The sequence below is a fragment of the Methanobrevibacter ruminantium genome (assembly GCF_016294135.1).
Classification (GTDB): Archaea; Methanobacteriota; Methanobacteria; order Methanobacteriales; family Methanobacteriaceae; genus Methanobrevibacter; species Methanobrevibacter ruminantium_A.
On record NZ_JAEDCO010000014.1, the window covers coordinates 1 to 25,092 of the forward strand.

Below are 25,092 nucleotides of genomic sequence, written 5' to 3' on the forward strand. Positions count from 1 at the left end.
ACACCCATTTTAAAAACATATTTTTACCATTTCTTATAAATTAAATTTTCAACACTCATTTTAAAAACATATTTTTACTATTTTTAAAACATCCCACTATTTTTTCAAGCAATTTTATATAAGAATAAATAGAATTAATAAGATATATTATAACATTAAGTAATGTTTAGTTAATATTAGATTAATTAATTCAAAATTTTCTAAATTGAAAGAGGTTAAAACATGAAAATTGCTATGGTTGGACAGTTTCCACCACATATTGGAGGAGTTGGAGTTCATATACACACATTATCAAAGGAATTGGTCAAGAAAGGTCATGAAGTGTATGTAATCACTTACCCTCACAAGGACATTAAGGATATTGATGGAATCCATGTTATAGGCACTAAAGGAGTTAACATTCCAGGACTTCGAGGATTATTCTTTGCAATCAATGCTAAAAGAGAGCTTAAGAAATTGATTGAAAGGGAAAACATAGACATTATCCACGGACATTATTTGCTCCCTGCAGGATGGGCAAGCGTAAAGGCTGGAAAATCAACCCACACCAAAACCTATGTAACTTCACATGGATCAGACATGTTTGAAACCTACAAAAAGCAAAAGTTCACAAGACCCCTCATCAATAAAGTGCTTAAGGATGCTGATGTGGTCCTTGCTGTAAGTGAAACTTTGAAAGAGGAAATCATAAAGACAAATATTCCAAATATTAAAGAAAAGACAAGATTGCACTGGAATAGTATAGATGTCAATAAGTTTAAAACTACAGAAGAAAACAAGGACAAATTTAAAAAAGAATTGGTTCAAGAATTCAACATAGATACAGACAAACCTATCATTTTATTTGTCGGAAATATAATTAAAAGAAAGAATGTTGAAGTGCTAATTGAAGCTAAAAAAGAAATGGGCATAGAAGCCAATCTTGTCATAGTTGGTGATGGGCCACAATCAAAAGAGCTTAAGGAAAAATGTGAAAAGGAAAATATTGAAAATGTTTACTTTACAGGTTCCAGAGGAGATGTCGAGGATATAATACCAAGCTGCGATCTTCTCGTATTGCCATCATTAAGCGAAAGCTTTGGGCTTGTACTCATTGAAGCATTATCCTGTGGAAAGCCAGTTATTGGAAGCAATGTTGGTGGAATAAAAGAGATAATCACAGAAGATGTCGGATTACTGATAGATCCAAATGACCCATCAAACTTGGCTAATGCCATCGATAGGGTTTTAAGCGATGAAGAGTTGATGGAAAGATTCAAGTCAAATGCAAGAGATAGGGCAAAAGACTTTGGAGAAACCGAATTGCCTTATGATGAATTGAATTAAAAATTATAAAAACATTTAAAAATTAATTTAAATTAATAAAATTCATTTAAATTAAAAAATAATAATTATTAAGCTAAATTATACTCAAATTTTGGATAATAGTTATTAATAATAAAAAATAAACTAAATTAAAGAAAACATATTTACAAAATTATCAATTAATTTAGAGGTTATCAAATGGGAGAAAAAGAATTTACTCACCTAACTGAAACTGGAGTTCATATGGTGGAAGTTGGAACTAAGCCACAGCAAAGAAGAACTGCAGTGGCAAGCGGAAAGATTCATCTTCAAAAGGAAACAATTGAAATGATCAAGAATGCTGAAATCAAGAAGGGAAATGTATTGACAACTGCTCAAATAGCCGGAATTCAAGCTGTAAAAAAGACATCTGACATTATCCCTCTTTGCCATCCATTGAACTTAAGTGGAATTGAAATAGAATTTGATCTTGGAGAAGAGGAAATCACTGCAACATGCGAATGCAGATTAACTGGTCAAACCGGTGTGGAAATGGAAGCAATCACTGGAGTGAGCGTAGCATTGCTCACCATTTGGGACATGACAAAAGCAGTTGAAAAGGATGAGAACGGACAATATCCAGACACTAAGATTTCTGACATTATAGTTCTTAAGAAAGAAAAAATCTAATCCTTTTAAATTTTAAAACTTACCAAATGCTCTAAGAAAATCAAGATTATATATTAAATACAAACATATTATAAAAATTAATCTTTTATTTCATTTATAAAAATTATTAGACTGATTTATATGGAAAACATCCCTGAAAACATTAAGACAATAATCAATAGCTGCTATCCATACATTGAGGATTTCAACCCTGCCCAAAAGGCAGTGATCGAATCAGGATACCTTGAAAACAATAGGAATTGTGTCATAGCAATACCTACTGCAAGTGGGAAAACCGTGCTTGGAATAATGGCAGCTCTCAAATCCATTTTAGATGGCGGAAAAGCAGTTTATGCTGCACCTCTCCTTTCAATCCAAAATGAGAAGGTTAAGGAATTCAAGAAATTCGAGGAATTTGGAATAAAGGTAGGAAAACACCCATCATCTTCAGACTTGTCAGTGATGGTCTTTGAATCATTTGATGCATTGACAAGATTTTCATGGGATGCATTAAGGGAAGTCGATACATTAATCATCGATGAGTTCCATATGATCGGAGAATTTACAAGAGGCCCTACAATCGAATGTGCAATAACAAGGGCAAAAATAATCAATCCAAGCTTAAGAATCATTGCATTGTCTGCAACACTTGAAAATATGGGTGAAATCGAAAGCTGGTTGGATGCAACTGTTGTTGAACATGATTATAGGCCAGTGCCATTAAACAAGGATGTATTGGATGCTGAAATGTTCAATACAAAAAACAAGAATGATGTTGTTGTAAAGGTTATTGAAAAGGCAATATCCGATGATGCACAGGCATTGAGCTTTGTATCAACAAGAAGATTTACAGAAAGCCTTGCAAATTATGTTGCAGGAAAATTGAAAAAGAAAACTACAGCTGAGCAAAAGCAACACTTCAAGGAAGTTGCGGATAAGTTGCTTGCAGTGCCTGAAAAAAAGGGATCAAGACCAACTTCAACTTGCATTAAATTAGCTGAAAGCTGTGAAAACGGTGCTGTTTTCCACCATGCAGGCCTTTTCAGTGAGCAAAAGGAAATCATTGAAGAGGAATTCAGAAACGGTAATATCCTAATGATTGCAGCTACTCCGAGCTTAATGTATGGTGTTAACCTTCCTTCAAAATATGTGGTTATCAGAGACTATACAAGATGGACTTCAGATGGTCCTCAAGCGATTCCTGTCTTTGATTATGAGCAAATGTCAGGTAGAGCCGGAAGGCCTCAATATGACGATACCGGATATTCCTACTTGATTGCCAAATCCATGGAAGAGGCAATCACTCTTGAAGAGCGTTACATCAATGGCCAGGTAGAACCTACAAACTCTAAATTAATTGAAAACAAGGATGCTGTATTCAAGCAGATAATCGCACAAGTGGCATCCACTCTCTCAAAAACTCCTGAAGAGCTTCAGGACTTCTTCACAAAAACCTTTTATGGATATCAAATGACTGCAAACTCTTCCATGAGTTTCTTTGCTGAAGAAAGCTTAAAGTTTGAAATCATGAACGCTTTGGAATTCCTGCTTCAGAATCAGATCTTGCAGGCTACACCAAGAGGACTCAAGACAACTCCATTCGGTAATCTGATAGCAAGGTCCAATTATAGCGTTGAAACTGCTGTTAAAATCAAGGAATATGCAAACAATCTTGATGACTTTAAGCCTGAAGAGCTTATTTACCAATTAGCCCAAACTCCAGACATGCCTCTCATTGCATTCAAGGGTAGAAAATCCAAGGACCCTGTTCGTGAAATGCTATCAAACTATGGCCTATTCGCCATTGACATTGGAAACCCTGAAGCAACAGCAGTGTCTTTGATTGAATGGATCAACGAAAGGACAGAGTACCAAATTGAAAATGCTTATCATGTATACTCTTCATCCACTAGACGCTCTGCATATGAAGCTTCATTGCTTGTCCGCTTTACAAAGAATACTCTTGAAGTTCTTGGAAAGTATGCTTATTCAAAAGATTTGGATTTCCTTTCTGCAAGACTATATTACGGTGTAAAGGAAGACATAATCCCCCTTGTTATTGGAGTTAAACGTTTGGGAAGACGTCGCGCAAGAGCATTGGTTGATGTGTTCGGCGATGACTTAAGACCATATTCAGAAAAAGAGCTTCAAAAAGTCGAAGGAATTGGACCAAAATTAGCTCATAACATTAAAAAATTCGCAGATAAATATTAATTAATTATCTCTTTACTATTTTTAAAAAGAAGGATCTTGAAAAAAAATATTTTTAAATTATAAAATATATAGATTGATTTTAATCTTGATAGTGTAAAAATCTTAAAAAAAAAGAAAAAATAAAGAAGAGGAGAATTATCCTCCACCTTCACAACCTTGAATATCGTTTAAGTTAGCATTGAGTTCTTCATAGCCTTCCTTAATGTCCTTGACTTGCTCAAGAGTGCCCTTATCAAGGTTATCTGAATCAACGATGTCTTTTTCATTAACAACTTCTAAAGTATCAGCGGCATACCATAAGGCAGGTTCATCTAATTTTACCCATTGCTCATTGTCTTCTTCTTTCAAGTCAACAACTTTGCTTATGGTACCAGTACCAGTATATCTTATAAAAGTACCTACATCAATTGTTTCTCCTCGAATATCACAAAAACTCATATTATCACCAATAAGTTTTAATAAAGTCTTCAAAGAAGAAAATAAATAAAAATTTAAATTTATTCTATTTCTACTTCAGCTGCTTCTTCAGCCTCTTCTTCTGCTTCTGCTTCATCATCAACAATTTCAGCTTCAACTTCTTCCACTTCTTCTTTAGCTTCTTTTGCTTTTTCAGCTTCTTCAATTGCAGCTTCTTTGTTGATTTCCTTATCTAATAAAACGTAATCTCCAATGCTTTTTACATCTTCAAAGTCAATTTCGATTTTGTTGGAGGAGATGAAGTTTTTCTTAAGGACAATGGTTATAGCAGTGATTTTACCTTCTTTAGGATCAAATTCAGCATCATCAATTTTACCTACTTCATTAGCATTAGCATCTAAAGCCATCATACCTAATAATTGTTTAATTTTCATTCTATTACCTCAATTATTAATTTTTAAGAAATTATGTTAAAACTAACCAAAATATATTTTGATTTTTGGAAATGGCCATATAACTAAAAAGTTATTTTAACATAATCACCATTATGTTAGAATATGAATTGAAAATTATATAAACTTATCTAAATATTTTTAAAGTAATAAAATTTATATAATTATGATAATAAATTAATATTTTAAAAACAAATATAATATTAGTCAATAAAAAATGAAACTGATATAATTGGTAAAACAATTAAAATAAAAAAAAAACTTATAGATGGTGAACCTAATGGAAGAAGCATGTCGAATTATCATAGAAGATATCATAAATGGAAAGATAACTACTCGCCGTGAGCTTGAAGTGGAAAAAAGACAGCTCTGCAGAGATAGGAATTTGAAAAAATTTATGAGCAATTCTGTAATCCTCGAACATGCAAGTCTTGAAGAGAAGAAGATAGTTTCAAACATCTTAAGAAAGAAACCAACCAGAACAATCTCTGGAGTGGCAATCGTTGCAGTTATGTGCCATCCGCACCAATGCCCTCATGGAAGATGCTATTATTGTCCTGAAAGTGACATTGCACCTCCAAGCTATACTGGAGAGGAACCTGCAGCGCTTAGAGGAAGGATGTTTAAGTTCCATCCATATGTCCAGTGCTACAACCGCCTAAAGCAATTGCACAAGGTAGGCCATCCAATCGATAAGGTTGAACTCATTATCATGGGAGGAACATTCCCTTCAAAAGACATTTGCTATCAGGAATGGTTCGTTTCACAATGCCTAAAGGCAATGAGTGACTTTGGAGTGATTCTTGAAAACATAACTGAAATCGGAGATATTGAATCATTCAATAAGGAAGACCTTTTAGAGTATCCCCCATATAGCAACAATGCCATTAAAACCTATCCTCCAAGCGATTATGTGCTTATAGATGACATTCAAAGGATAAACGAAAGCTCTAAAGTGAGATGCATTGGAATGACCTTTGAAACCCGACCAGACTACTGTAAGGAACCTCATGTTGACAGAATGTTGAATATGGGAGTTACAAGGGTGGAATTAGGTGTTCAAACCATCCATAATCACATCTACGAAAAAATCAAAAGAGGACACACTGTTGAGGATGTCATTGAAGCAAACAGGATTCTAAGGGATTCTGGAGTGAAAGTGGCTATGCATATGATGCCAGGGCTTTTCCCACTTGCAAGAGATGATCCTAGAATAGAGCAATGCCCAGAGAAAGATTTGGAAATGTTTAAAACCATCTTTACAAATGAGAACTTCAAACCGGATATGCTGAAGATTTACCCTTGTCTTGTAACTGATGGAAGTGAGCTTCACAAGTTATGGAAAGAAGGAAAGTACAGGCCATACAGTGATGAAGAGGCTGTTGACTTAATCGTTCAAATTAAAAAGATCTTGCCGAAATGGGTAAGAACTATGAGAATCCAAAGAGACATTCCATCCACATTGATTGAAGATGGAGTGAAAAAATCAAACCTGGGAGAATTGGTATACAATCGTCTTGAAGAGGAGAATATCAATTGCCAATGCATTAGATGCAGGGAAATAGGTCATAAGAAAACCAAGGAAGAGTATTCAATTGATGATTACAGGTTATTTGAAGAGGATTACATTGCTACAGAAGGAAGAGAACACTTCCTATCCATTGAAGATAAGAATGAAGAGACTTTAGCAGGATTCCTAAGATTAAGAATGCCTTCCGAAAAAGCACATAGAGAAGAGATTGATGATAAAACAGCTATTGTGCGTGAATTACATGTTTATGGAAACATGATAAAAATAGGTCAAAAAGGAAATAATATTGGACAGCACACAGGATTTGGTGAAAAGCTATTGAAGCGTGCTGAAGAGATAAGTATTGACCAAAACAAGGAAGAGCTTTTAATCATCAGCGGCATTGGAGCTAGAAATTATTACCGTAAATTCGGTTATGAACGTAAAGGCCCTTATATGGCTAAAAAATTAATTTAACTTAAGTTTCAATAATTGTTTTAATAAAAGAATATCAAAAGTTGAAACAATCAGACAAGACAAAAGTATTATATAGTTTGAAGTTAAACTAACTATTATATACATATAAAACTAATATTGATTTAATCCTAATTCATGAATTAAAATAGAAAATTCTTGAATTAGAATTCATAAATTATATTTATTGGAGATTAAAATTTAATTAATTACTGAATTAATTTTATTGGAGATTAGAATTGTTTTAAAAATAGGGAGATGACTTAAATGATCAACAAAGCTGAAAAACTTGCAAAAGCTATTGAATTTACTCATTTAGATAATACTGCAACCATTGAAGAAATGAAAGCATTCTTCGCAAAAGCTAAGGAATATCCTTTTTATGCAGTTGTAGTTTTACCTCATTTTGTTAAATTAGCAAAAGAAGAATTGAAAGACACAGACATGAAAGTGGTAACTGTTATTGACTTCCCATTAGGTGCAGGAAACACTGAAGGAAAAGTGGCTGAAGCAAAAGCTGCAATAGCAGATGGTGCGGATGAAATTGACATGATGGCAAATATCCCATCAATTAAAGAACGTGACTTTGAATACGTTAAAAATGACATCAAAGCAGTGAAAGATGCTATCGGAGACCACATACTCAAAGTAATTATTGAAAACCCACTTCTCAATGAAGACGAAATGGCTGGAGCTTCCAGAATGTGTGAGGAAGGAGGAGCAGATTTCGTTAAAACCTCAAGTGGATTTAATGGAAAGCAACATTTCTATTCATTGATGGAAAGTTTAAGAATCATGAAAAAGAATGCTCCACATCTTGAAATGAAAGCAGCTGGCGGAATTGATAACTATAAATTAGCTAATAATGTGCTCGCTGCAGGAGTAAGCAAGATTGGAACATCATCCGGACACATCATTATGGATCAGCTTAATCATGTACTTGATAACCAAAAAGTGGATTCTAATCAAAAAACCGGTCCAAGACTCATATAATAAATTTTCATAATTTATTATTTTTTTCTTTTTAAAAATAGTTCGTATAGAATAAAACCAAATATTCTTGGATAAAAAAAGTGCCGTAGGCCGGACTTGAACCAGCGACATCCAGATCTTCAGTCTGGCGTTCTCCCAACTGAACTACTACGGCAAATGGACCGAACGAGATTCGAACTCGTGATCACCGCCATGTCAAGGCGGTATCATACCCCTAGACCACCGGTCCTTCTTACTCATTAAGATATGTTTATAATTATATATAAATGTTTCTAAATAAAGATATTTTCAAATTTAAATTAGAAAATTCCAATTAAAAATAACTCTTTTTAAAAACGAAATCTTATAAAACCGATGCCTAGAATCTAACAAATAAAATGATAGACATATTAAATTATGTTAATGATTACATATAAACTTAATGGAAAACTAGATGATAAACATCAGGTTATTAAAAAAGTATTGGAAATAGTTTAGAGAATAGTATTAAAAAATAGTATTGAAAAGTAATATTGAAAAATAGTAAAACAGAATAAAAATAGATAAAAGTTTTAAAAAAAAATAATTGGCCAATAAAGATCTTGGCCAATAGTTAACAGTTAAAAACTAGAGATAACAAAATTATTTGATTGCTAATTTGATATCTTCAGCTTTTACGGTTTTTCTACCAGCGTGGCGTGCGAAATTAACTGCTTTTTTAGCTAATTCGTCACCTTTTTCTTCAAGAGCTTCAGCTAATGCAACTTTTGCATCATCACTAATTCTTTGTGCGCCAGCATTTTTTAAAATACGACCGACAGGTGCGATTGGTAATTCACTCATATTTTCACCTCCAATTGAAAGTGTGTTTTACATAGTATATAAATGTTTTGTTTTTTAAGGCCATTAAATCACTTATTATCCAAAAAATAGGTATAAAAATATAGATTTTCTAATAATGAGAAATATTAAAACTAATTAAAAAAATTTAATAAAAAATATATGAAAAATGAGTATTTTAAAGCCATAGAACTCTTAAAAATTAAACCTTTTAAAAACTCTTAATTCTTTAAATAAATATCCAAATATCTTTATTTTATCAAATAAATAACAAATAGTCTTTAAAAAAAGCAAAGAAAGAAATTTTTCTTTAAAAGGCAAATAAAAAATAGATTAGTCTTTAAAATAAAAATACAAGATGAATTAAAAGTTATTTGAAAAAATAACCAATTTTAAAAGAGTTTTTTATCTAAATTTTCTAATAATTTTCTAAAATGGAAAATAATGAAAATCATCAAGTAAAAGCAATTAAAATTTGAAAAAATCCTTAAATAAATAATTAGGGAATTAATAATTTCATAAATGGAAAATAAGAAAAAAATAAAAGAAAAAATTTTTTAAAAATAATTTTAAAAAATCAACAAATAAATTAAAAATTAAAAATAATTATCCAAATATTAAACAAAAAGCAAAAAACAATTAAACCTTATGGCCAATCAAATAAGTTCCAGTTGTCTCATCAATATGAACATTAATAAACTCGCCTAATTCGACATCCTGAACAACCACTGGAATGTAGGAATCTGTTTTTGCAATGAAGCCTCCTTTAGAACCTTCACCAACAACCAATGCATTTAGTTCCTTGTCCTTAAGACATTTGTTTTCCTCTTCAATGATTCCAAATTTAATATCTGAGAGAATTTTAGATCTTCTTTTCATATCCTCAAATGGAATATTAGGAAGATCAGATGAACTTGCACCTTCCCTGTGCTGATACTTGGATAAATGAATCAAATTGAATTTAATCTCTTCAATCAAGTCTGCAGTCATCAAGAAATCCTCTTCGGTTTCTGTCGGATACCCGATAATGATATCTGTAGCTAAAGTAAGGTCCGGGATTTCCTCCTTGAATCTATAAACAATTTTTTTGTAATCCTCAACAGTATGATTTCTTCTCATATGCTTCAATACTGCATCACTTCCAGATTGAATAGGCAAATGGATGAAATTATATACTTTTTCCATCTTAAATGCATCAATTAAATTCTCAAGGTCATTTCCTATGTTTTTAGGGTGCATCATTCCAACACGAACTTTGAAATCACCATCTAAACTAGCCACTTCCTTAATCAAGTCAGATAACTTTTCACCAGTATCCTTTCCAAATGCAGAAGTGTCTTGAGCGGTAAGTTCAATTTCAACACAACCCTCTTTAATGGCTTGCTTTGCTTCCTTTACAATATCTGCAATAGGATAACTGTTTAGATGTCCTCTTGCAAAGCGAGTGCAGCAGTAACTGCAGGAACCTAAGCAACCTTCACAGATTTGGATAACATGAACATATGAGTCTTGACGTATTTTAGGAACACATACCTTAGGCTCATCTGAAAAGCCAAACTCTCTGGAAACTTCACCACCAATAGCTGACTTGACTACATCAGCTGTCTTGTTCAATTGGTGAGGGCCAATCCAAGAGCAGTTAGGCCCAATAGCATCAAGCTTTTTAGGATCCACCTCAACCATACATCCAGCAACAATGATTTCCTTATCTGGAAATTCATTTTGAAGCTTCTTGATTCTATTTATCACCTTGCTTTCAGTAGGCAATTTCACATAACAAGTGTTTACAATAATTGCATCCGCTTCCTCTTGAGTGTCTACAACTTCAATGGAATTGGCATTTAAAACACCTGCCATAATCTCAGAATCGGCTTGATTGAATGTGCATCCATAAGTTTCTATAAATACTTTCATATTATCCTCTAAAATAAAAATAGATTATTTGGGATTGAATATATAATCCCAATTGAAAATTTTAAATTGTCGTTTAATTAACTTTTATGTTTATTCAAAGGTTTTGCTTGAACAATGAATTTAGTCAAATCATAATCGTAATGATTGAACTTGACAGGTTTTGCATAAACCCTTTTAATGACTTTTGCCTTAGCATAGCCTTTAGTGGTTTTTCTCTCTTCTGTTTTTATCACATGAACTCTTGCAACATATTTGTCAATCTTGAGAATGTCATCAACAGCAATCTTGAAGTCACGTTCTGTTTCACATTTGAAAGAAGCGACTTTTCCGTGCAAGTCTATGGAAACTCCAAAACGTGCAGGAATCTCTTCAGATGATGCCCAAATTGTTTTGACATCTTTTGCAATAGCTTTCTTAACTCTCTTTTCTCCTTCAAGCTCTAAGGAAGTGATTTTCACTTTTCCAAGCTCAGACATTAAGAAATCCCCAACAGTTAGTTGTTCATCAGGGAATAATTCAATGAATATCTTATGAGTATCTTCATGTTCACTAATAATTAATCTGAATGGTTTTGGATTATCCTGAGAAATTCTTTCATTATAAACAGACCCGCATTCATCGCATTTCAATAGGAATTCTCTGATTTCCTTATTTTTGCCTTTGATAAGCTTATTCTTTAAGATGACTGCTTCATCAGATCCGCAAACTGGACAAACCATATTTTCACCTCACTACTTTCGTTTACTCATTAATCATAAAACATAGCTAAAAATCAATATGAATTTGAAATCTCAATAAAAAATAATAAATTAAAACATACATTAATCTTTCATCACTTGAAAAATTAAAAAAATAATTAAAAATAGCTATGTAATTAATTTAATTAATAAATTTAATTGATTATTATAATATTATAGAATAAGTTAATTATAAACTTATGTATTGGTTTTAAAAAATTATTTTAAAAAATCTTGAAAAAAGACGAAATATCAAAATTTTTCAAAAATATAAGTAAAAAAATAAAAGAAAAAACATATTTCAAAATGATGGCATTTAAAATAAAAGTCTGATTAATTTAATAAATAGTTTACTATAACAATACTAATTTAAATAAATAACCAATCAATTTAATTAAACTTATTCTTTTTCTTTTAAATAATGTTTAACTAGACCACCATCAGACAATATATTTATCATGAATTCTTCAAAAGCCTGGAATTCAACTTCAATGTTTTTAGTTTCATTGACAATGATTCCATGCTCCAAATCAACAGATACAATATCGCCATCATCCGCTTCAATGTCTGCAACAACAACTGGAAGACCAATATTGATTGCATTTCTATAGAAGATACGTGCAAATGATTTTGCAATGATCGCTTCAACTCCTGCTGCCTTAATAGCTACTGGAGCCTGTTCTCTTGAAGAACCGCAACCAAAGTTTTCACCAGCAAGGATCAAGTCCCCTTGCTTTACATTTTTGGTAAAATCTGCTCTTTCTCCTTCAAGAACATGTTCTGCCAAATCCTTTGGATTGAATGTTCTCAAATATCTTCCAGGAATGATGACATCCGTGTCAATGTTATCTCCAAAATTCCAAACCTTTCCTTTAATTTCAGCCATAGTATTCACTACATATATAAAATTTTTAATAAAATTCAAAAAAGTAATTTAAAAAATAAATAAAAAATAGTTAAGATCCTATAACTATTTTTCAATTACATAACCGTGGTTTTGTGCTTTGGTTACTTTTACCTTATCCTTACCTACAATCTCTTCTGCTGCCTTTACGATATCCTTATTGTCATCATCGAAGACAGTGTATAAGGTAGGGCCAAATGAACTGATACCAGTACCATAAGCCCCTGCATCGTCAAGCGCTTGCATAGTAGGCAAGTAATGTGGATCTAAACTGTGTTCAAGTTTATTGAAACCAACTTTTTGAAGTTCCTTAATTGCCCAACCAAAGTTAACGATGTCTTTTTCAAGCAAGAATGGAAGCAAGTTCATTAAGATCAAATGTGAAACCTGTTCCACTTCAGTTTTTGGAATTGGACAGTATGTTTGGAAAACATTTACTTCCTGTTGGTCATGCATATGCTCTTCAACTTCAGGCATAGCAAGCAAAATGTTCCATTCTTCAGGGAACTCATATCTTGCAATCAATGTAGCAGGTTTTGCTTTAGATGCAGAAGATGGCAAGAATCCAGGTTTCTCTTCTAAACTGTGTCCACCATCAACAATAAATCCACCTAAGTCATGTGCAAAAGTACCAATACCAGAGGTTCCTCCTCTGCCGACCATAGTACTTAATTCTCTGCTTGTAAATTTAAGTCCTGCAGTTTCAGTCATCAAGTGAGCAGTACAAACTGCAATTTGAGTACCGGAACCTAATCCGGAGTGAGCAGGATAAGCTTCTAAAACTTTAAAATGGAATCCAGATTCAATATCACAAATCTTTGCAATTTTTTCTGCAGCATTTGGAATCTTTTCTATACATTCTTCTCTGGAATCCTCTCTAATGCCATCAGCAAATTCTAAGGTAAATCCTTTTTCATTGGTTTCTTCACTTTCTAAAACAAATTGTGGATCGTTAAGTGCGAGACCTATACCACCATCAATTCTCTTATAGGATCCGTTTAAATCAATAAGAGACATATGTAATCTTGAAGGTGCTCTAATAATCATAATTTCACGACCATTTTTATACTTATTCAATAATGGAAAAGATAATAATTTGATTCATCTCCGAATCCAATTATTAAATGTTCTAATTTTAATTAAAATACAATATTTAACAAACTTAAATATTCCAATATTAATATATTAATTTTATTATATAAACTTATTGAAAAATTTTTATAAAAATTAGATAAAATTAGAAAAGATAACAATCAAAGAATGGAAATAATAGAAAAAATGAGAGAATTGAATAATAATTAAAAAATAATTTGGAAAATGGAAAATTAATTAGAATAATGAAAAAATAGAATCACAAAAATAAAAAAATAGAAAATTATTAAAAATAATAAAAAAACAGAACCAAAAATAAAAAAAAGTAGAAAAGAGTTTGAAAAATAATGAAGATTATCTAATCTTCATCTTCCTCTTCCTCTCCAGTCTTGTCATTGAACTCAGTCATTTTCTGATTTAATGGAACTGAGAATTCATCTTCAATGCCTTGTCTGTACATTGAGTTCATGGTACAGAATGGAATGACTCTTCCATCAGGCACTGCATAGTGAATAACACAGTCTTTTACCCTATCCGTGTCGAAGTTAAATGGGTCCATGAAATGCATACATGAAATGAGTAATGAGTTTACATGGAATTCACCTAAAGCATCATAAGATTGGTCTTTAAAGATATCGAAAATGATCTTTTTCATATCCAAACCAGCTGGCGCTTCTTCTTCCTTAAAGATTTTATTGAAGTTTTTAGCAGCACTTGCAAAAATTCTGGACTTGATTGCAAATGAACCGGATTCCAATTTTTCAGTGTATTTGTTAAGGAATGCTAAGAACTTATCAATATCAATGAATCTTGTAATAGGAATGATTTTACCATCTTCAATAAATATGTAAGTAGCTGAACCACAGTGTTGGTGACAGTTTAAGGTTACTGGAGGCTCTTCATTTCTTAAAGCTCCGATAAATTCAGATACAGGTTGTACAGAGGTAGCTGAATAGAAATCATCTTTGGAGATTTGGCCTTCAGTTTGTTCATCCACTAAATTCAAGAAGTCAGGAATAGTGATTCTTTGCTCTTCAACTTGGTCAGATGGAGTTCTTCCAGAGAATGAAACAGGTTGGAAATTGACACCATGAATAATATCAATGTTTTCAATAGCAAATCTGATAATGTCTCCAACTTGTTGGTCATTAACACCTTTTACAACAGTAGGTACAATTACAACACCTAAACCTGCTTGTCTACATTTTTCAATAGCTTCCAATTTAACATCCAATAAGTTTTTGCTTCTTGCTATTAAATAAGGCTCTTCAGTTACACCATCAAATTGTAAGTAAACAGTGTTTAATCCCGCATCTTTTAATTCTTGAGCATAACCTTCTTTTTTAGCAATTCTAATACCATTGGTAGCAATTTGAGTATGATTGAATCCTTCTTCCCTAGCCATTCTAATTAAATCAGGCAAATCCTTTCTTACAGTTGGTTCACCACCAGCATATTGAATAGCTGGAGCAGGAACTGGCTTTTCGCTTCTTAAGTTCCTGAGCATTTGACGGATTTCATCTTGAGTAGGTTCAAATAATTTTTTGGAAGTTGCTGCATTTGCAAAACAGATAGGGCATTTTAAATTGCATCTGTTTGTTACATCAATTAATCCTAAAACTGTGTAAGATTCATGCTCTGAACAGATACCACAATTTGAAGGACATTTTGCAACTTTCTCCACCATAGGATTTTCTAAGTCTTGAGTGATTGAGTCAACTTGATCGATTCTGTTGTATAACTCTGCATCACTCCAATAAGTATTATTAAATTCCCCATGTTCTGGACATTCTTTTTTAATCCAGACTTTACCGTCCTCTTCATAAACCTCAGCTTCTAAAGGCTTGAGGCAGATAGGGCATAAACTAGTTGTATTTTTAATATGCATCTTTTCACCACAATTGATTTTTAATCTGTATAATCTGTGTAAATATAATTCTTAATTTTTAGTATTCTTAAACAAGAAGTTATTTAAAAGCCAGTGAAGAATAGTAAAAAAATAACTAAACTTTTAAAAAACTTACATTAACATAATATATTTAATATATTCTTTTTAATATTTAAACTTAATATAAAAAACAATTTAAAAAATGCAAAAATGACACGAAAATAATAAAATGATGTGATGAATAAATGATATGATAAATAATAGGACAAATATCTGCAAACAATTGAAGGCATATTAAAGTTTTATAAATCAGTTCAAATAATATATTATTAAGAAAACATATTTTAAGAAGAATTTAGGTGCATGGCATGAAATTAAGTGAATGGATTAAAGCAAATAACATACCTAATAACAGAATTTTAAAAGTCCTTGAATATTATGAAAGCATAGACCCAATATCCTTCAACGATCCTGAAGAGGTCAAAGCGGAAGTTGAAGAGCACGGATTAAGATGGGTAGCGAACAAATATGGAGTTCGTGAAAAAGAGCTTAAGGAATATGGTTGGAGATTTAAAAAACGAGACGATAAAGGTAAAAAAAGAGAGGAAACTCCAATTATAAAAACAAATGAGCAAAAGCCATTAGTTGATATTTTTGATGACGAATAATCGAAAAATAGATAAATCATTGAAAAAAATAAAGAAAAATAAATCTAAAAAAGGGAAAAACAAAAAAATAAAAAATGGAAAAAGTATTAATACCAAACATCCTTAATTCCGAGCAAATAAGCAATCATATTAGAGCCTAAATGCAAAATAAGAGTTAAAACAGCAATTATAATGAAAAATTCCCAACTGATTTTAACGACCAATAAGCTTAATATCAATGCACCTGCTACAAAATCCAATTGGTCCATTATAGGAGCTGGCTCACCGCTTTGAAGACCCATTCTTCTTTTTATGAAACTTCCAACTAAATCACCTAACAATGCACCGAAAGCCATTAGGAACCCTAAGGTCAAACCACCGATTATGCTGCCATATACTGGAAGGGCTATTACTCCACTAGTCAAGACATTTAAATCTCCATAAAAGCTACCAATGATTCCTAATATCCCACCAACTATGGTTCCAAGAATTGTACCATTAATGAAGCCTTTCCAAGTTACGCCATTACCAATAAGCCTACGTCCATCCTTATATTCCTTTCCACCATCAACTGGTGTTCCGCCACCAAAGGCAAGGCCACTAAGGTTAGCGACATAAGCAGGTAGCATAAAGTAAACTGCACCTAAAATGCCTATCAGTAATTTAAAAATTTCAATTTCCATTATTTGCCTCAAAATTAATTTAATCCGTTACTTTACTTTGAATTAATTATTTTCATTTAAAAATATATTTTTAATTATTAATAAATTTAAGTATATAAGCTTATGGGTAAGTTTTTTTAAAGAGATGAAAATCATCCCCCTTACTGATTAAGCAGACGATTATAAGAAGCATCCAACAATCTATAGGATCCTATAAATGCAATGGTTTTTGAATCTGTTTCTGGAATTTCGTAAACAAATACACGAGTTCCGGTATTAACTAAAGGAGTGTCTACCCTTTTGATTGATGTGCTTTTTGAAGGTCTTGTCTTATTTCTCTTATAATAATTAAATCCGATATCTCCAGTAACCTCTTCCGCCAAGTCTACAGATGCATTATCCATTGTAGGGGTTGCTATATAATACCCTTCACCATATCCTGGCTCATGGTCATGACCTATAATGACCAAATCTGGGTCCCACTTAGCTACATCGCTGACAACATAATCATGAACGAGAGACTCACCATTTACCCTGCCTTTATTGAAGTCCTCTGGAGAATCTGTCACCTTAACCTGATAGTTTATGACTTCCACATCCCCATGAGAAAATGCAAAGGCTCTGCAAACTAGAGGGAGAATGAACTTATGCAGTTTTTCTCTTGAATGCATTCCAGAAACAACTGCAATTTTCAAAGTGGCATCATCTGAGTGAGTATAGTTGACCTTAGTTACACTCCCTAAACTATTCTCCCCAACAATTTCACTGCTACCTTCAGTCAGAACAAAAAATCCTAAAATAGCTGCAATTATAATTATTAAGCTAATTATGATAATCCTAATCTTTTTACCCACAATATCCCAAATAAGAAAATTACAATAAATAATAAATTTAAAAAGTCAATCTAAAAAAATGTTAATCCAAGTAATTTTTCATCATGATTGCAGTTCCAATAGCCGGAGCTACAGTACATTCATCATCACTGTAAAAGTCACCCATGGACTTGACATCAAGACCTAAGAGTTTAGCAGCTTCAGCACATAATATGTCTTTTCCAAGGCCAGTCACTATAACCTTATCCAATCCTTCCCTATCTGAGACTTCCTTAAGGCCTGAAGCTATTTGCTTTACCTGTTCCTTATGAATATAATCTGCCATTTCCTTAATGTCATCCATTGACAATATATCCAAATCTGCACAAACGACTCTTGAAATTCTTCTTGCAGACTCTTCCTTAGATTTGCCTGCGCCATCACAGGTAGCGCATACATAATCCTCATCATCAATTAGATCAAGGACATTATATACATCTGCGGTGATTGCAAAGAGTTCAGAAGCAACCCTATATGTTTCCCCATTAAGAGGAATTGAATCTACAAAGCTTGTCAAATTGGTTCTTAAGGTTCCTGTGTAAACAAGCTCACCAGTGGCAGACCTTTCAAAATCGGTTCTACCCTTTGCACATTCCTTTCCATCCTTGATTGGGATGATATCTGTTGTTGTGCTTCCAGTATCTACAAAAATGCAATCCTTTTCAATTTCAGCAACAATATGTGAAGTGGCAATCCAGTTTGCGGCTGCAACTTCAATAGGGTTTGCAATAAGCTCAGCAAGTGACAATACCTTACCTGTACCGATATACGCAACAGGACAGTCAAAGAGCTTTTCACATGTGGTTGCAATATCCAACACTCCTTGTGCCTTAGTCTCGAATGCATCCACTAACTCTGCAGTCATTGAAATTCCTACTGCATCTATTTCGTCAACTGGACAGATCTTTTCAATCAAATCATATAAGACATTTCCCAATCTTTCATTTTGAGACCACATAGGCAAGTATTCAAATACTGTTTGAATATCCTTTATTTCACCATTTTCATACTCTACAATTGCCAAATCGGTATTTGCACCACCGATATCAAAACCTGCTACTTTCACATTATCACCAAATAAGTATAATTATTCCCCTATTCAATTTCTAAATTCCTAATAAATTCATAATATTATAAAAACAAATATCTCATTTTTATTTTCCTATGCTTAATTTTCTATTCTTAATTTTCTATTCTTATTTCTAAAATTCCTTCATCATTCTTATAGAAACTTGCTTTTGAACTATAAGTTATTTCACCAATATCATCAACACTTACCCTTTTATCAATCAAATCAATGATTGTTTTAGCTATGTTGATATTGATTATTTTTTGAAGTCCCACATATGAAGTGGTGAACCTTGAGTTAATCTCCAAAAGATAAATGTAATCATCTTCAATAATGAAATCAATTCCCACAAAACCTTTTAGTCCGGGAACATATTCACATGCAATTTTTGCATGGTTAAAGACTTTTTCCTTCAAAGGATGATCATATGGAACATATCCTCCAAGATATTCTCCGCCATTTTCATCAATTTCAACTATTTGCTTATTCAAGCTTATAGGAAGAACATTTTTGCCGTCACTGATTAAACAAACACTGCAAACGTCCCCTTCAATGTATGGCTGAACGATGAATCTGGAACCGTCACCATATATTTCCTCCAATTCATCAATATCCTTTTTTGAAGCAATTATCTTAATGTCATCACAGTCCACACCAAAACGTGGCTTTGCAATGAGCTTATTCTCTTTAACGATATCCTTATCAGAATTATTCAATACCGGAATGTCTTTAGGCTTTTGCATGATAGGAACCGCATTATCATTGCTGCCATCACCATAATCACCATTTATAGTGTCAAAGAATATTTGAATAGCTCTTTTCCAATAGGTCTTCTTATTCAAGAGAATATTGTAAGTCATTGGCTGAGGTATTCTGTTTGCCAAATAATCAAAGGTTTCGTATTTGTCAGATGCAAGGCTCACTGCAAAATGGTCACTGCCGTAAACCTTTATATCCTTGGATTCAAGCAATTTAGTTAAATTGTATAGATTATTGTCATTTTCAGCTGCAATGAACATGGCCCTATCAAATACATAAGCTTCCCTTTCAATCCAATCCTCAAGAGCTTCTTCAATAACTACAGTTTTTATATCAAAGTCAAAGTCATCAAAGATGTCTTCAAACTGTTTTGCAAGCAAAACAAAAATGTCCTCATCCTTCAAATCAGTTACAAGTGATCTTATCAACTCTACAGCTTCTGAAACTATTGATAAATCTTCTACGCCAGAAGCAGTAAAGTATTCAAACACCAATATTGAATCATCATTCACATCTTTTAAATCAAGCATATTGCCACCTTAATTAGCATAATCCTCATAGATAATTGTTAATCCATTTAAATTCAAATCATCATAAGGGAATTTAATTTCTTCACCGTCAAAAGCAATCTTAATCAATGAATTGTTGTTTTTCTCAAACTCATTCACACTTATAGCCTCATCAATGACTTTCATCTTTCTTGTAAAGCTTGACATCACTTCATCAGGAGCTTCCATTTTTAAGTTATCATTTTTATCTGCATCTTCTATGATTTTAATCATTAGCTCTGCTGCATTTCCCATTCCATATGGGTTTTTAGCGGATTTCATCTTATTTGCAAACTCTTCATCATCCAAAATTCTTCTTGCATTTTCAAGTATGACTTCCTTATCGGAACCTACAAGGATGTTTCCACCTGCAGTTACGGTTTCAGGCCTTTCAGTATTGTACCTTAAGGTAAGTGCAGGTACATCAAGAGTGATCGCTTCCTCTTGAAGTCCTCCAGAATCTGTTAGGATAATTGTGGATTTTGAAATGAGAAGAAGGAAGTCAAGATAACCGACTGGTTTTATGATATGAACATGCTTGAGCTCATTTAATCTATCAAACAAGCCGAAGTTCTCCATTGTCTTCTTGGTTCTTGGATGAATTGGGAAGATGATGTTCATGTCATCAAGTTCCTCCAAAGCTTCTATGATATTGGTTAATCTTTCTTTATCATCAACTGTTTCAGCTCTGTGCATTGTTAAGGTAAGGATGTTTTCCATATTATCAATGTCAAGCTCGGCAAGACCTTCATCGTATTCATCTTTTTCCCTATTCTTGGATATTTCAAGGTTTCTGAAGCATGCATCCACAACAGTGTTTCCTGTGATGAATATTCTTTTTCTTGAAATTCCTTCCATAGCAAGGTTAATTGCAGACTCTTCAGTTGGAACAAAGTATAGTTTGGAACATATGTCTGCAGCAAGCCTGTTGATTTCTTCAGGCATAGTCTCATCAAAAGAACGAAGCCCCGCTTCCACATGACCTACTGGAATGTGCAATTTGCTTGCAACAAGTGCACCTGCAAGCACTGCATTTGTATCTCCCTGTACAAGCAGGATATCCGGTTTTTCATCTAGGAGAACCTCTTCAATACCTTCCATCATTTTGCCTGTCTGCTTTCCATGGGAACCTGATCCAACATGAATGTTATAGTTAGGTGTAGGCAATTTCAAGTCAATGAAGAAGTTTTCAGACATTTCCTTGTCATAGTGCTGACCAGTGTGAATCAAAAGCAATTCATGGCCTCTCTTTTCAATCTCATCCATAACAGAAGCCATTTTGATTATTTCCGGCCTTGTTCCAAGTACAATAGTTATTTTCATTTTTAAACATCCTATAAGTTAGTTGATAATTTCAGTTATGAATTGATAAATTTTCTAATAATTTATATTATATAAAAATATGTTCTTCAAATAATATATAGTTTAATTAATTAATATTAATTAATCTTAAAAAAATGAAAAATGAAAATAAAGATGGAAAATGAAAATTTAAAAAATAAAAAATATATAATTAAAATATTTAGATAAATATTGAGGGCAAATATGAACAAAGAACTAATCATAAACAATAAACACTATAAAAAGGTAGACAATCTAGAATCATTAAACATGTTTAAGGGACAGCTATATGAAACCATTGTCACCACAGAAAGCAATGAGCATGTCAAAAATGCTGCTCCGATTGGAGTTATCTGCAAGGATTCAAATCATGTTGTCATTCATTTGGATAATTGCGTTCATACCCAATTGAACATCATGGAAACTGGGGAATTGATTGTAAACATTACAAAAGACCCTCTTATTTTTACATATTCAACTCTTGGAGAACTTGATGAAGAGTATTTTGGAGAATTCAATGAATTTCCAATGATAAAGGATTCATTAGAATTCTTTAAGGCCCATGTTGTAAAGGCAATAGAAAAGAAAAGGGAAAATGACTACAATGATGGAATTGGAAATGTAGTTACCTGTGAAGTTGAAGAGATTTACATTAGCGATAATAATGAGATTGTTCCTCTAAACAGAGCTATGAATGCAGTTATAGAAAGTCTTGTCTATTACTGCAGATTCGACCACAAATACAAAGACATTCAAAAGGAAATCTGGACCCATATGAAAGAGCTGAATAGGGTTTGCCAAAAGGTGGGAAATGAATCTGAGAAAAAGTCAATGAAGCTTATTTTAGACAAAATGAAAGAAGATCATGATAATTTGGAATAATAAAAAGGGTTAAAAAAATAATAAATAAAAACCTATTTTTCACTATCAGTTAAACTTTCAAAACTGTTTAGCATTGATTCAGTAACTGAATAAGTCTTTTGCAAATCAAAGAGATTATCTACCAGATATCTTCTGAATCTCTCGCAAGCATAATCATCATATCTGAATCTTATTCCATCATATTCAATGTCCATTAAAATTAGGTTTTCAGGCTCTACAACCTTAATGTATGCTCTAGGTTCTCCTTCTTCAGGATCAAGCAATTTTCTTACATCATCAAGAGTCATTTTTCCATAGTTTACATCAAGGAAAACTCTCATCATCTTACGAACCATATTCCATAAGAAGCTTTCACCATAAATGTCTACAAAAATAGGACTGTAAGTCTTGTTTAAATGAGCAAAATTATTGTTCTTATTCTTATCAGCTTCATCAATTGTTGGTCTGGATATTTTGATATCTTCAATTGTTCTTTCAGTTGTCTTCTGCCTTCTTTTTGTAAAATTAGTGAAGTTGTGAGTTCCCTTAAAGACCTCTGCAGTCTGCCTTAAAAGATCAATATCCAAATCCTCTTCAAATAGGATGTAACGATACCAGCGCATTTGGGCATATCTTGGCTTGAATCCGAATCTAACCGGTGCCCAAGCAATTATCTGAATGTCATCAGGCAAGCTATTGTTTATCTGATTGACACGAACTTCCTTATCGCTTTGAAAGCTTATTACATTTCCAAGGCTATGAACTCCTGCATCGGTTCTTCCAGCTATCCTGAACCTTGAAGCTTTTAAATCATCAATGTATCCTAATTTTCTAAGATGATAAATCAATTCCTCTTCAACGGTTCTTACATCAGGCTGTCTTTGAAATCCATGAAAGTGAGTTCCAATGTAAGCAATCTTTAAGGCAGTTCTTTTCATAACAATCACAAAAATAATAATTTGATTAATTTGATTAAATTGTTTAATTTGATAATAATTTAATTCCTAATATAATTTGTACTATTAATTTTTTTATTAAAAATATAAATATTTAGCTATTTGTTAAAAAAAATCGAGACTCAATAATTAAAAATATAAACTAAAATAACATATTATAAAATATGAACACACAACACGATACAAAGGAATCATTAAGCTTATATGATAATTATAAAATAGGTCTTAAAGCTAAAGATACTGATAAAAAGTTTTATTTCATATTCAGTGATAGGGATCTTCTATTGATAGATAATCAACTTCCATTGCTCAAGGACTTAAATGAACTTAACATCAATGAAACAGATGTTAAAAATTGCATTTACTTTGGAGAATTTTACCTTAAGGACGCTTATGCAGTTGAACTTACTGAAGACTTTGACATTGAGGGATTCAAGGAAGAGAATGAAGAGATCAATTTGAAATTCATCAATCTTTATGAAGTCTTTGACATTAATGAAGAAACCTATTATCTTGGTGGAAGGGCAATTCAAATTATAGATTGGGAAAACAACCACCAATTTTGTGGAAGATGCGGTGCAAAAACCATTACATCTGATATAGAAATGGCTAAAGTATGTCCGGAATGTGGATTTACAAGCTTTACAAGAATTTGCCCTGCAATAATTACCACAATCATCAAGGAAGATGAGGAAGATCTTGATGAGAATGGAAATCCAACCAAAAAGATTTTGATGGCAAGACACTCATACCATGAATATCCAAGATATGCTTTGATTGCAGGATTCTTGGAAGCTGGAGAAAGCGTTGAGGAAGCTGTCAAAAGAGAGGTTATGGAAGAAGTTGGAATTGAAGTTGAGGATGTCCAATACTTCGGAAGCCAATCCTGGCCATTTCCAAACTCATTGATGATTGGATGCATATGCAAATACAAGTCTGGAGAAATCAAGGTGGATGAGAATGAAATCACCAAAGCGAAATGGTTTAAAAAAGAGGAAATTGAACAACCGCCTTCAGATATTTCCATATTTGCCAGATTACTGAAGAATTTCAAGGAAAATTACTAAAAAACTATTTTTATTGATCTTTGATTTCATGTAATTTCATGAAATCTAAAATTTACTTATTTTAAATAAAAATTTTAAGAAAAGAAAACTAAAAAAGATGTTTTGAAAATAAAAGAGGTTGAGAAAATAACATCTTTTTTAGTCAAATGAGGCGTTTAATTTATTTAAACAATTTAATTTAATATATTCAATTTAATAAAATTTAATTTAAAGAGGAACATCTTTTTTTGTAAAGTAGACATATGAAACAGCCAATCCGATTATGAAAGTAGCTAAAATTACGCCATAAGGAACCATCAGACTTACACCATAATCAGCTATCTCGCCAGATGAAATCAAGTAAGGGCATACCCAAGGGACATATGGAGCCCAGGTTTGTCCATGAACCAATAGATTAACTAAAGTCAAAGTTGCACCACCAACCATTGCAGGAACCATATTTGTAATGAACAATGAAATGAATACAAATGGGGAAAATGTCAAGAACAATAGGATATTTGCAAACAGCAATTCAGCAAAGCTATTTATGAATAGCTGCAATGTAAATCCGGTAAGTCCTGCTGCAAAACCAAATGCAAGAGTGGATAGGCTTGTAACTACGGTTAAGATTAAAATCCAAATTAAGAACATGACATATTTTGAAACCAAGAATTTTCCCCTTGATATTGGAATGGTCAGCATTGTCTTTAAGGTATGTTCATTGTATTCCCTTCCAAAAAGGTAGGAAATGATTATTGAAAACAAAAGAATTGCAAATAATGCAGACATATACATATTCACAGTGGAAAACAATGCATCAAAGCTTTGTGTTTCATCAAATGCAAATGTTGCAATAAACATTAAAATTGAAGGCAAAGCAGCCATAAGTATGCTCAATAAGAATATCTTTGATCTTTTTAGCTTTAGAAATTCCATTTTTATAAAAGTTAGCATCTAATCACCA

Annotated in this window: 23 protein-coding genes and 2 tRNA genes; 8 read left to right on the top strand and 17 right to left on the bottom strand. The window is 32.6% G+C overall.

Annotation, left to right across the window (positions count from 1 at the left end):
- Positions 1–222 precede the first annotated feature (222 nt).
- The 3 genes from VW161_RS04665 to VW161_RS04675 all read left to right on the top strand — a co-directional run bounded on the left by VW161_RS04665 (position 223) and on the right by VW161_RS04675 (position 4,167).
- Positions 223–1,326: a glycosyltransferase family 4 protein gene (locus tag VW161_RS04665; RefSeq protein WP_304087106.1), complete on the top strand. Its 1,104-nt coding sequence runs from the start codon at positions 223–225 to the stop codon at positions 1,324–1,326.
- Between the two features lie 177 nt (positions 1,327–1,503).
- Entirely contained in the window at positions 1,504–1,974 is a 471-nt protein-coding gene (moaC, locus tag VW161_RS04670) for a cyclic pyranopterin monophosphate synthase MoaC (protein ID WP_304087103.1), read from the top strand.
- A 111-nt stretch (positions 1,975–2,085) separates the two neighbouring features.
- Positions 2,086–4,167 (top strand): DEAD/DEAH box helicase, encoded by a 2,082-nt coding sequence (locus VW161_RS04675; RefSeq protein WP_304093719.1) that lies wholly within the window; start codon positions 2,086–2,088, stop codon positions 4,165–4,167.
- A 135-nt stretch (positions 4,168–4,302) separates the two neighbouring features.
- Here the strand turns inward: VW161_RS04675 and VW161_RS04680 are convergent, their stop codons facing one another.
- Both VW161_RS04680 and VW161_RS04685 read right to left on the bottom strand, forming a co-directional pair.
- On the bottom strand, positions 4,303–4,605 hold the full coding sequence (locus VW161_RS04680; protein WP_304087100.1) for a DUF2098 domain-containing protein: 303 nt from the start codon (positions 4,603–4,605) through the stop codon (positions 4,303–4,305).
- A 59-nt stretch (positions 4,606–4,664) separates the two neighbouring features.
- On the bottom strand, positions 4,665–5,018 hold the full coding sequence (locus VW161_RS04685) for a PRC-barrel domain-containing protein (protein ID WP_325192751.1): 354 nt from the start codon (positions 5,016–5,018) through the stop codon (positions 4,665–4,667).
- 298 nt (positions 5,019–5,316) lie between these two features.
- On the opposite strand from VW161_RS04685, the gene VW161_RS04690 reads away from it, so the two are divergent.
- A complete protein-coding gene (locus tag VW161_RS04690) occupies positions 5,317–7,023 on the top strand; it encodes a tRNA uridine(34) 5-carboxymethylaminomethyl modification radical SAM/GNAT enzyme Elp3 (RefSeq protein WP_304093716.1) in 1,707 nt (568 codons plus the stop codon).
- Positions 7,024–7,287: 264 nt separating this feature from the next.
- The gene (gene deoC / locus VW161_RS04695) at positions 7,288–8,013 is read left to right on the top strand and encodes a deoxyribose-phosphate aldolase (RefSeq protein ID WP_304087091.1); all 726 of its coding nucleotides are present in this window, start codon (positions 7,288–7,290) and stop codon (positions 8,011–8,013) included.
- An 81-nt stretch (positions 8,014–8,094) separates the two neighbouring features.
- Here deoC and VW161_RS04700 read toward each other — a convergent pair.
- From VW161_RS04700 to tes, 8 genes are all read right to left on the bottom strand, one after another.
- A tRNA-Phe gene (locus VW161_RS04700) sits at positions 8,095–8,167 on the bottom strand.
- Between the two features lie 3 nt (positions 8,168–8,170).
- A tRNA-Val gene (locus tag VW161_RS04705) sits at positions 8,171–8,242 on the bottom strand.
- A 392-nt stretch (positions 8,243–8,634) separates the two neighbouring features.
- Entirely contained in the window at positions 8,635–8,835 is a 201-nt protein-coding gene (locus VW161_RS04710; protein ID WP_012956484.1) for a histone family protein, read from the bottom strand.
- 636 nt (positions 8,836–9,471) lie between these two features.
- Positions 9,472–10,746: a tRNA (N(6)-L-threonylcarbamoyladenosine(37)-C(2))-methylthiotransferase gene (locus VW161_RS04715; RefSeq protein ID WP_304093714.1), complete on the bottom strand. Its 1,275-nt coding sequence runs from the start codon at positions 10,744–10,746 to the stop codon at positions 9,472–9,474.
- A gap of 77 nt (positions 10,747–10,823) precedes the next feature.
- Entirely contained in the window at positions 10,824–11,465 is a 642-nt protein-coding gene (locus tag VW161_RS04720; RefSeq protein ID WP_304087075.1) for an HVO_0476 family zinc finger protein, read from the bottom strand.
- Positions 11,466–11,883: 418 nt separating this feature from the next.
- Positions 11,884–12,369, bottom strand: coding sequence for a homoaconitase small subunit (hacB, locus tag VW161_RS04725; RefSeq protein WP_295606313.1), 486 nt, complete (start codon positions 12,367–12,369; stop codon positions 11,884–11,886).
- Between the two features lie 84 nt (positions 12,370–12,453).
- Positions 12,454–13,434, bottom strand: a complete 981-nt coding sequence (locus VW161_RS04730) for a beta-ribofuranosylaminobenzene 5'-phosphate synthase (protein WP_304087070.1) — start codon at positions 13,432–13,434, stop codon at positions 12,454–12,456.
- 403 nt (positions 13,435–13,837) lie between these two features.
- Positions 13,838–15,367 carry a tetraether lipid synthase Tes gene (gene tes / locus VW161_RS04735; RefSeq protein ID WP_304087067.1) on the bottom strand — a complete coding sequence of 510 codons (1,530 nt, stop codon included), beginning with the start codon at positions 15,365–15,367 and terminating at the stop codon, positions 13,838–13,840.
- A gap of 368 nt (positions 15,368–15,735) precedes the next feature.
- On the opposite strand from tes, the gene VW161_RS04740 reads away from it, so the two are divergent.
- Positions 15,736–16,035, top strand: a complete 300-nt coding sequence (locus VW161_RS04740; protein ID WP_304087064.1) for a hypothetical protein — start codon at positions 15,736–15,738, stop codon at positions 16,033–16,035.
- 86 nt (positions 16,036–16,121) lie between these two features.
- Here the strand turns inward: VW161_RS04740 and VW161_RS04745 are convergent, their stop codons facing one another.
- The 5 genes from VW161_RS04745 to wecB all read right to left on the bottom strand — a co-directional run bounded on the left by VW161_RS04745 (position 16,122) and on the right by wecB (position 21,247).
- Positions 16,122–16,697, bottom strand: a complete 576-nt coding sequence (locus VW161_RS04745; RefSeq protein ID WP_304087062.1) for a CDP-2,3-bis-(O-geranylgeranyl)-sn-glycerol synthase — start codon at positions 16,695–16,697, stop codon at positions 16,122–16,124.
- Between the two features lie 140 nt (positions 16,698–16,837).
- Positions 16,838–17,530 (bottom strand): hypothetical protein, encoded by a 693-nt coding sequence (locus tag VW161_RS04750; protein ID WP_304087059.1) that lies wholly within the window; start codon positions 17,528–17,530, stop codon positions 16,838–16,840.
- Positions 17,531–17,591: 61 nt separating this feature from the next.
- Entirely contained in the window at positions 17,592–18,614 is a 1,023-nt protein-coding gene (locus VW161_RS04755) for a hydantoinase/oxoprolinase family protein (protein WP_304087056.1), read from the bottom strand.
- Positions 18,615–18,730: 116 nt separating this feature from the next.
- Positions 18,731–19,906: an ATP-grasp domain-containing protein gene (locus tag VW161_RS04760; RefSeq protein WP_304087053.1), complete on the bottom strand. Its 1,176-nt coding sequence runs from the start codon at positions 19,904–19,906 to the stop codon at positions 18,731–18,733.
- Positions 19,907–19,915: 9 nt separating this feature from the next.
- The gene (wecB, locus tag VW161_RS04765) at positions 19,916–21,247 is read right to left on the bottom strand and encodes a non-hydrolyzing UDP-N-acetylglucosamine 2-epimerase (RefSeq protein WP_304093710.1); all 1,332 of its coding nucleotides are present in this window, start codon (positions 21,245–21,247) and stop codon (positions 19,916–19,918) included.
- 222 nt (positions 21,248–21,469) lie between these two features.
- Here wecB and VW161_RS04770 point away from each other — a divergent pair, with 222 nt between their 5' ends.
- Entirely contained in the window at positions 21,470–22,147 is a 678-nt protein-coding gene (locus tag VW161_RS04770) for a DUF447 domain-containing protein (protein ID WP_304087048.1), read from the top strand.
- 32 nt (positions 22,148–22,179) lie between these two features.
- Here VW161_RS04770 and truA read toward each other — a convergent pair whose 3' ends face one another.
- The gene (truA, locus tag VW161_RS04775; RefSeq protein ID WP_304087045.1) at positions 22,180–23,064 is read right to left on the bottom strand and encodes a tRNA pseudouridine(38-40) synthase TruA; all 885 of its coding nucleotides are present in this window, start codon (positions 23,062–23,064) and stop codon (positions 22,180–22,182) included.
- A gap of 182 nt (positions 23,065–23,246) precedes the next feature.
- On the opposite strand from truA, the gene nudC reads away from it, so the two are divergent.
- Entirely contained in the window at positions 23,247–24,149 is a 903-nt protein-coding gene (nudC, locus tag VW161_RS04780; protein WP_304087043.1) for an NAD(+) diphosphatase, read from the top strand.
- 207 nt (positions 24,150–24,356) lie between these two features.
- Here the strand turns inward: nudC and VW161_RS04785 are convergent, their stop codons facing one another.
- Entirely contained in the window at positions 24,357–25,082 is a 726-nt protein-coding gene (locus tag VW161_RS04785) for an ABC transporter permease (RefSeq protein WP_325192752.1), read from the bottom strand.
- Between the last annotated feature and the right edge of the window lie 10 nt (positions 25,083–25,092).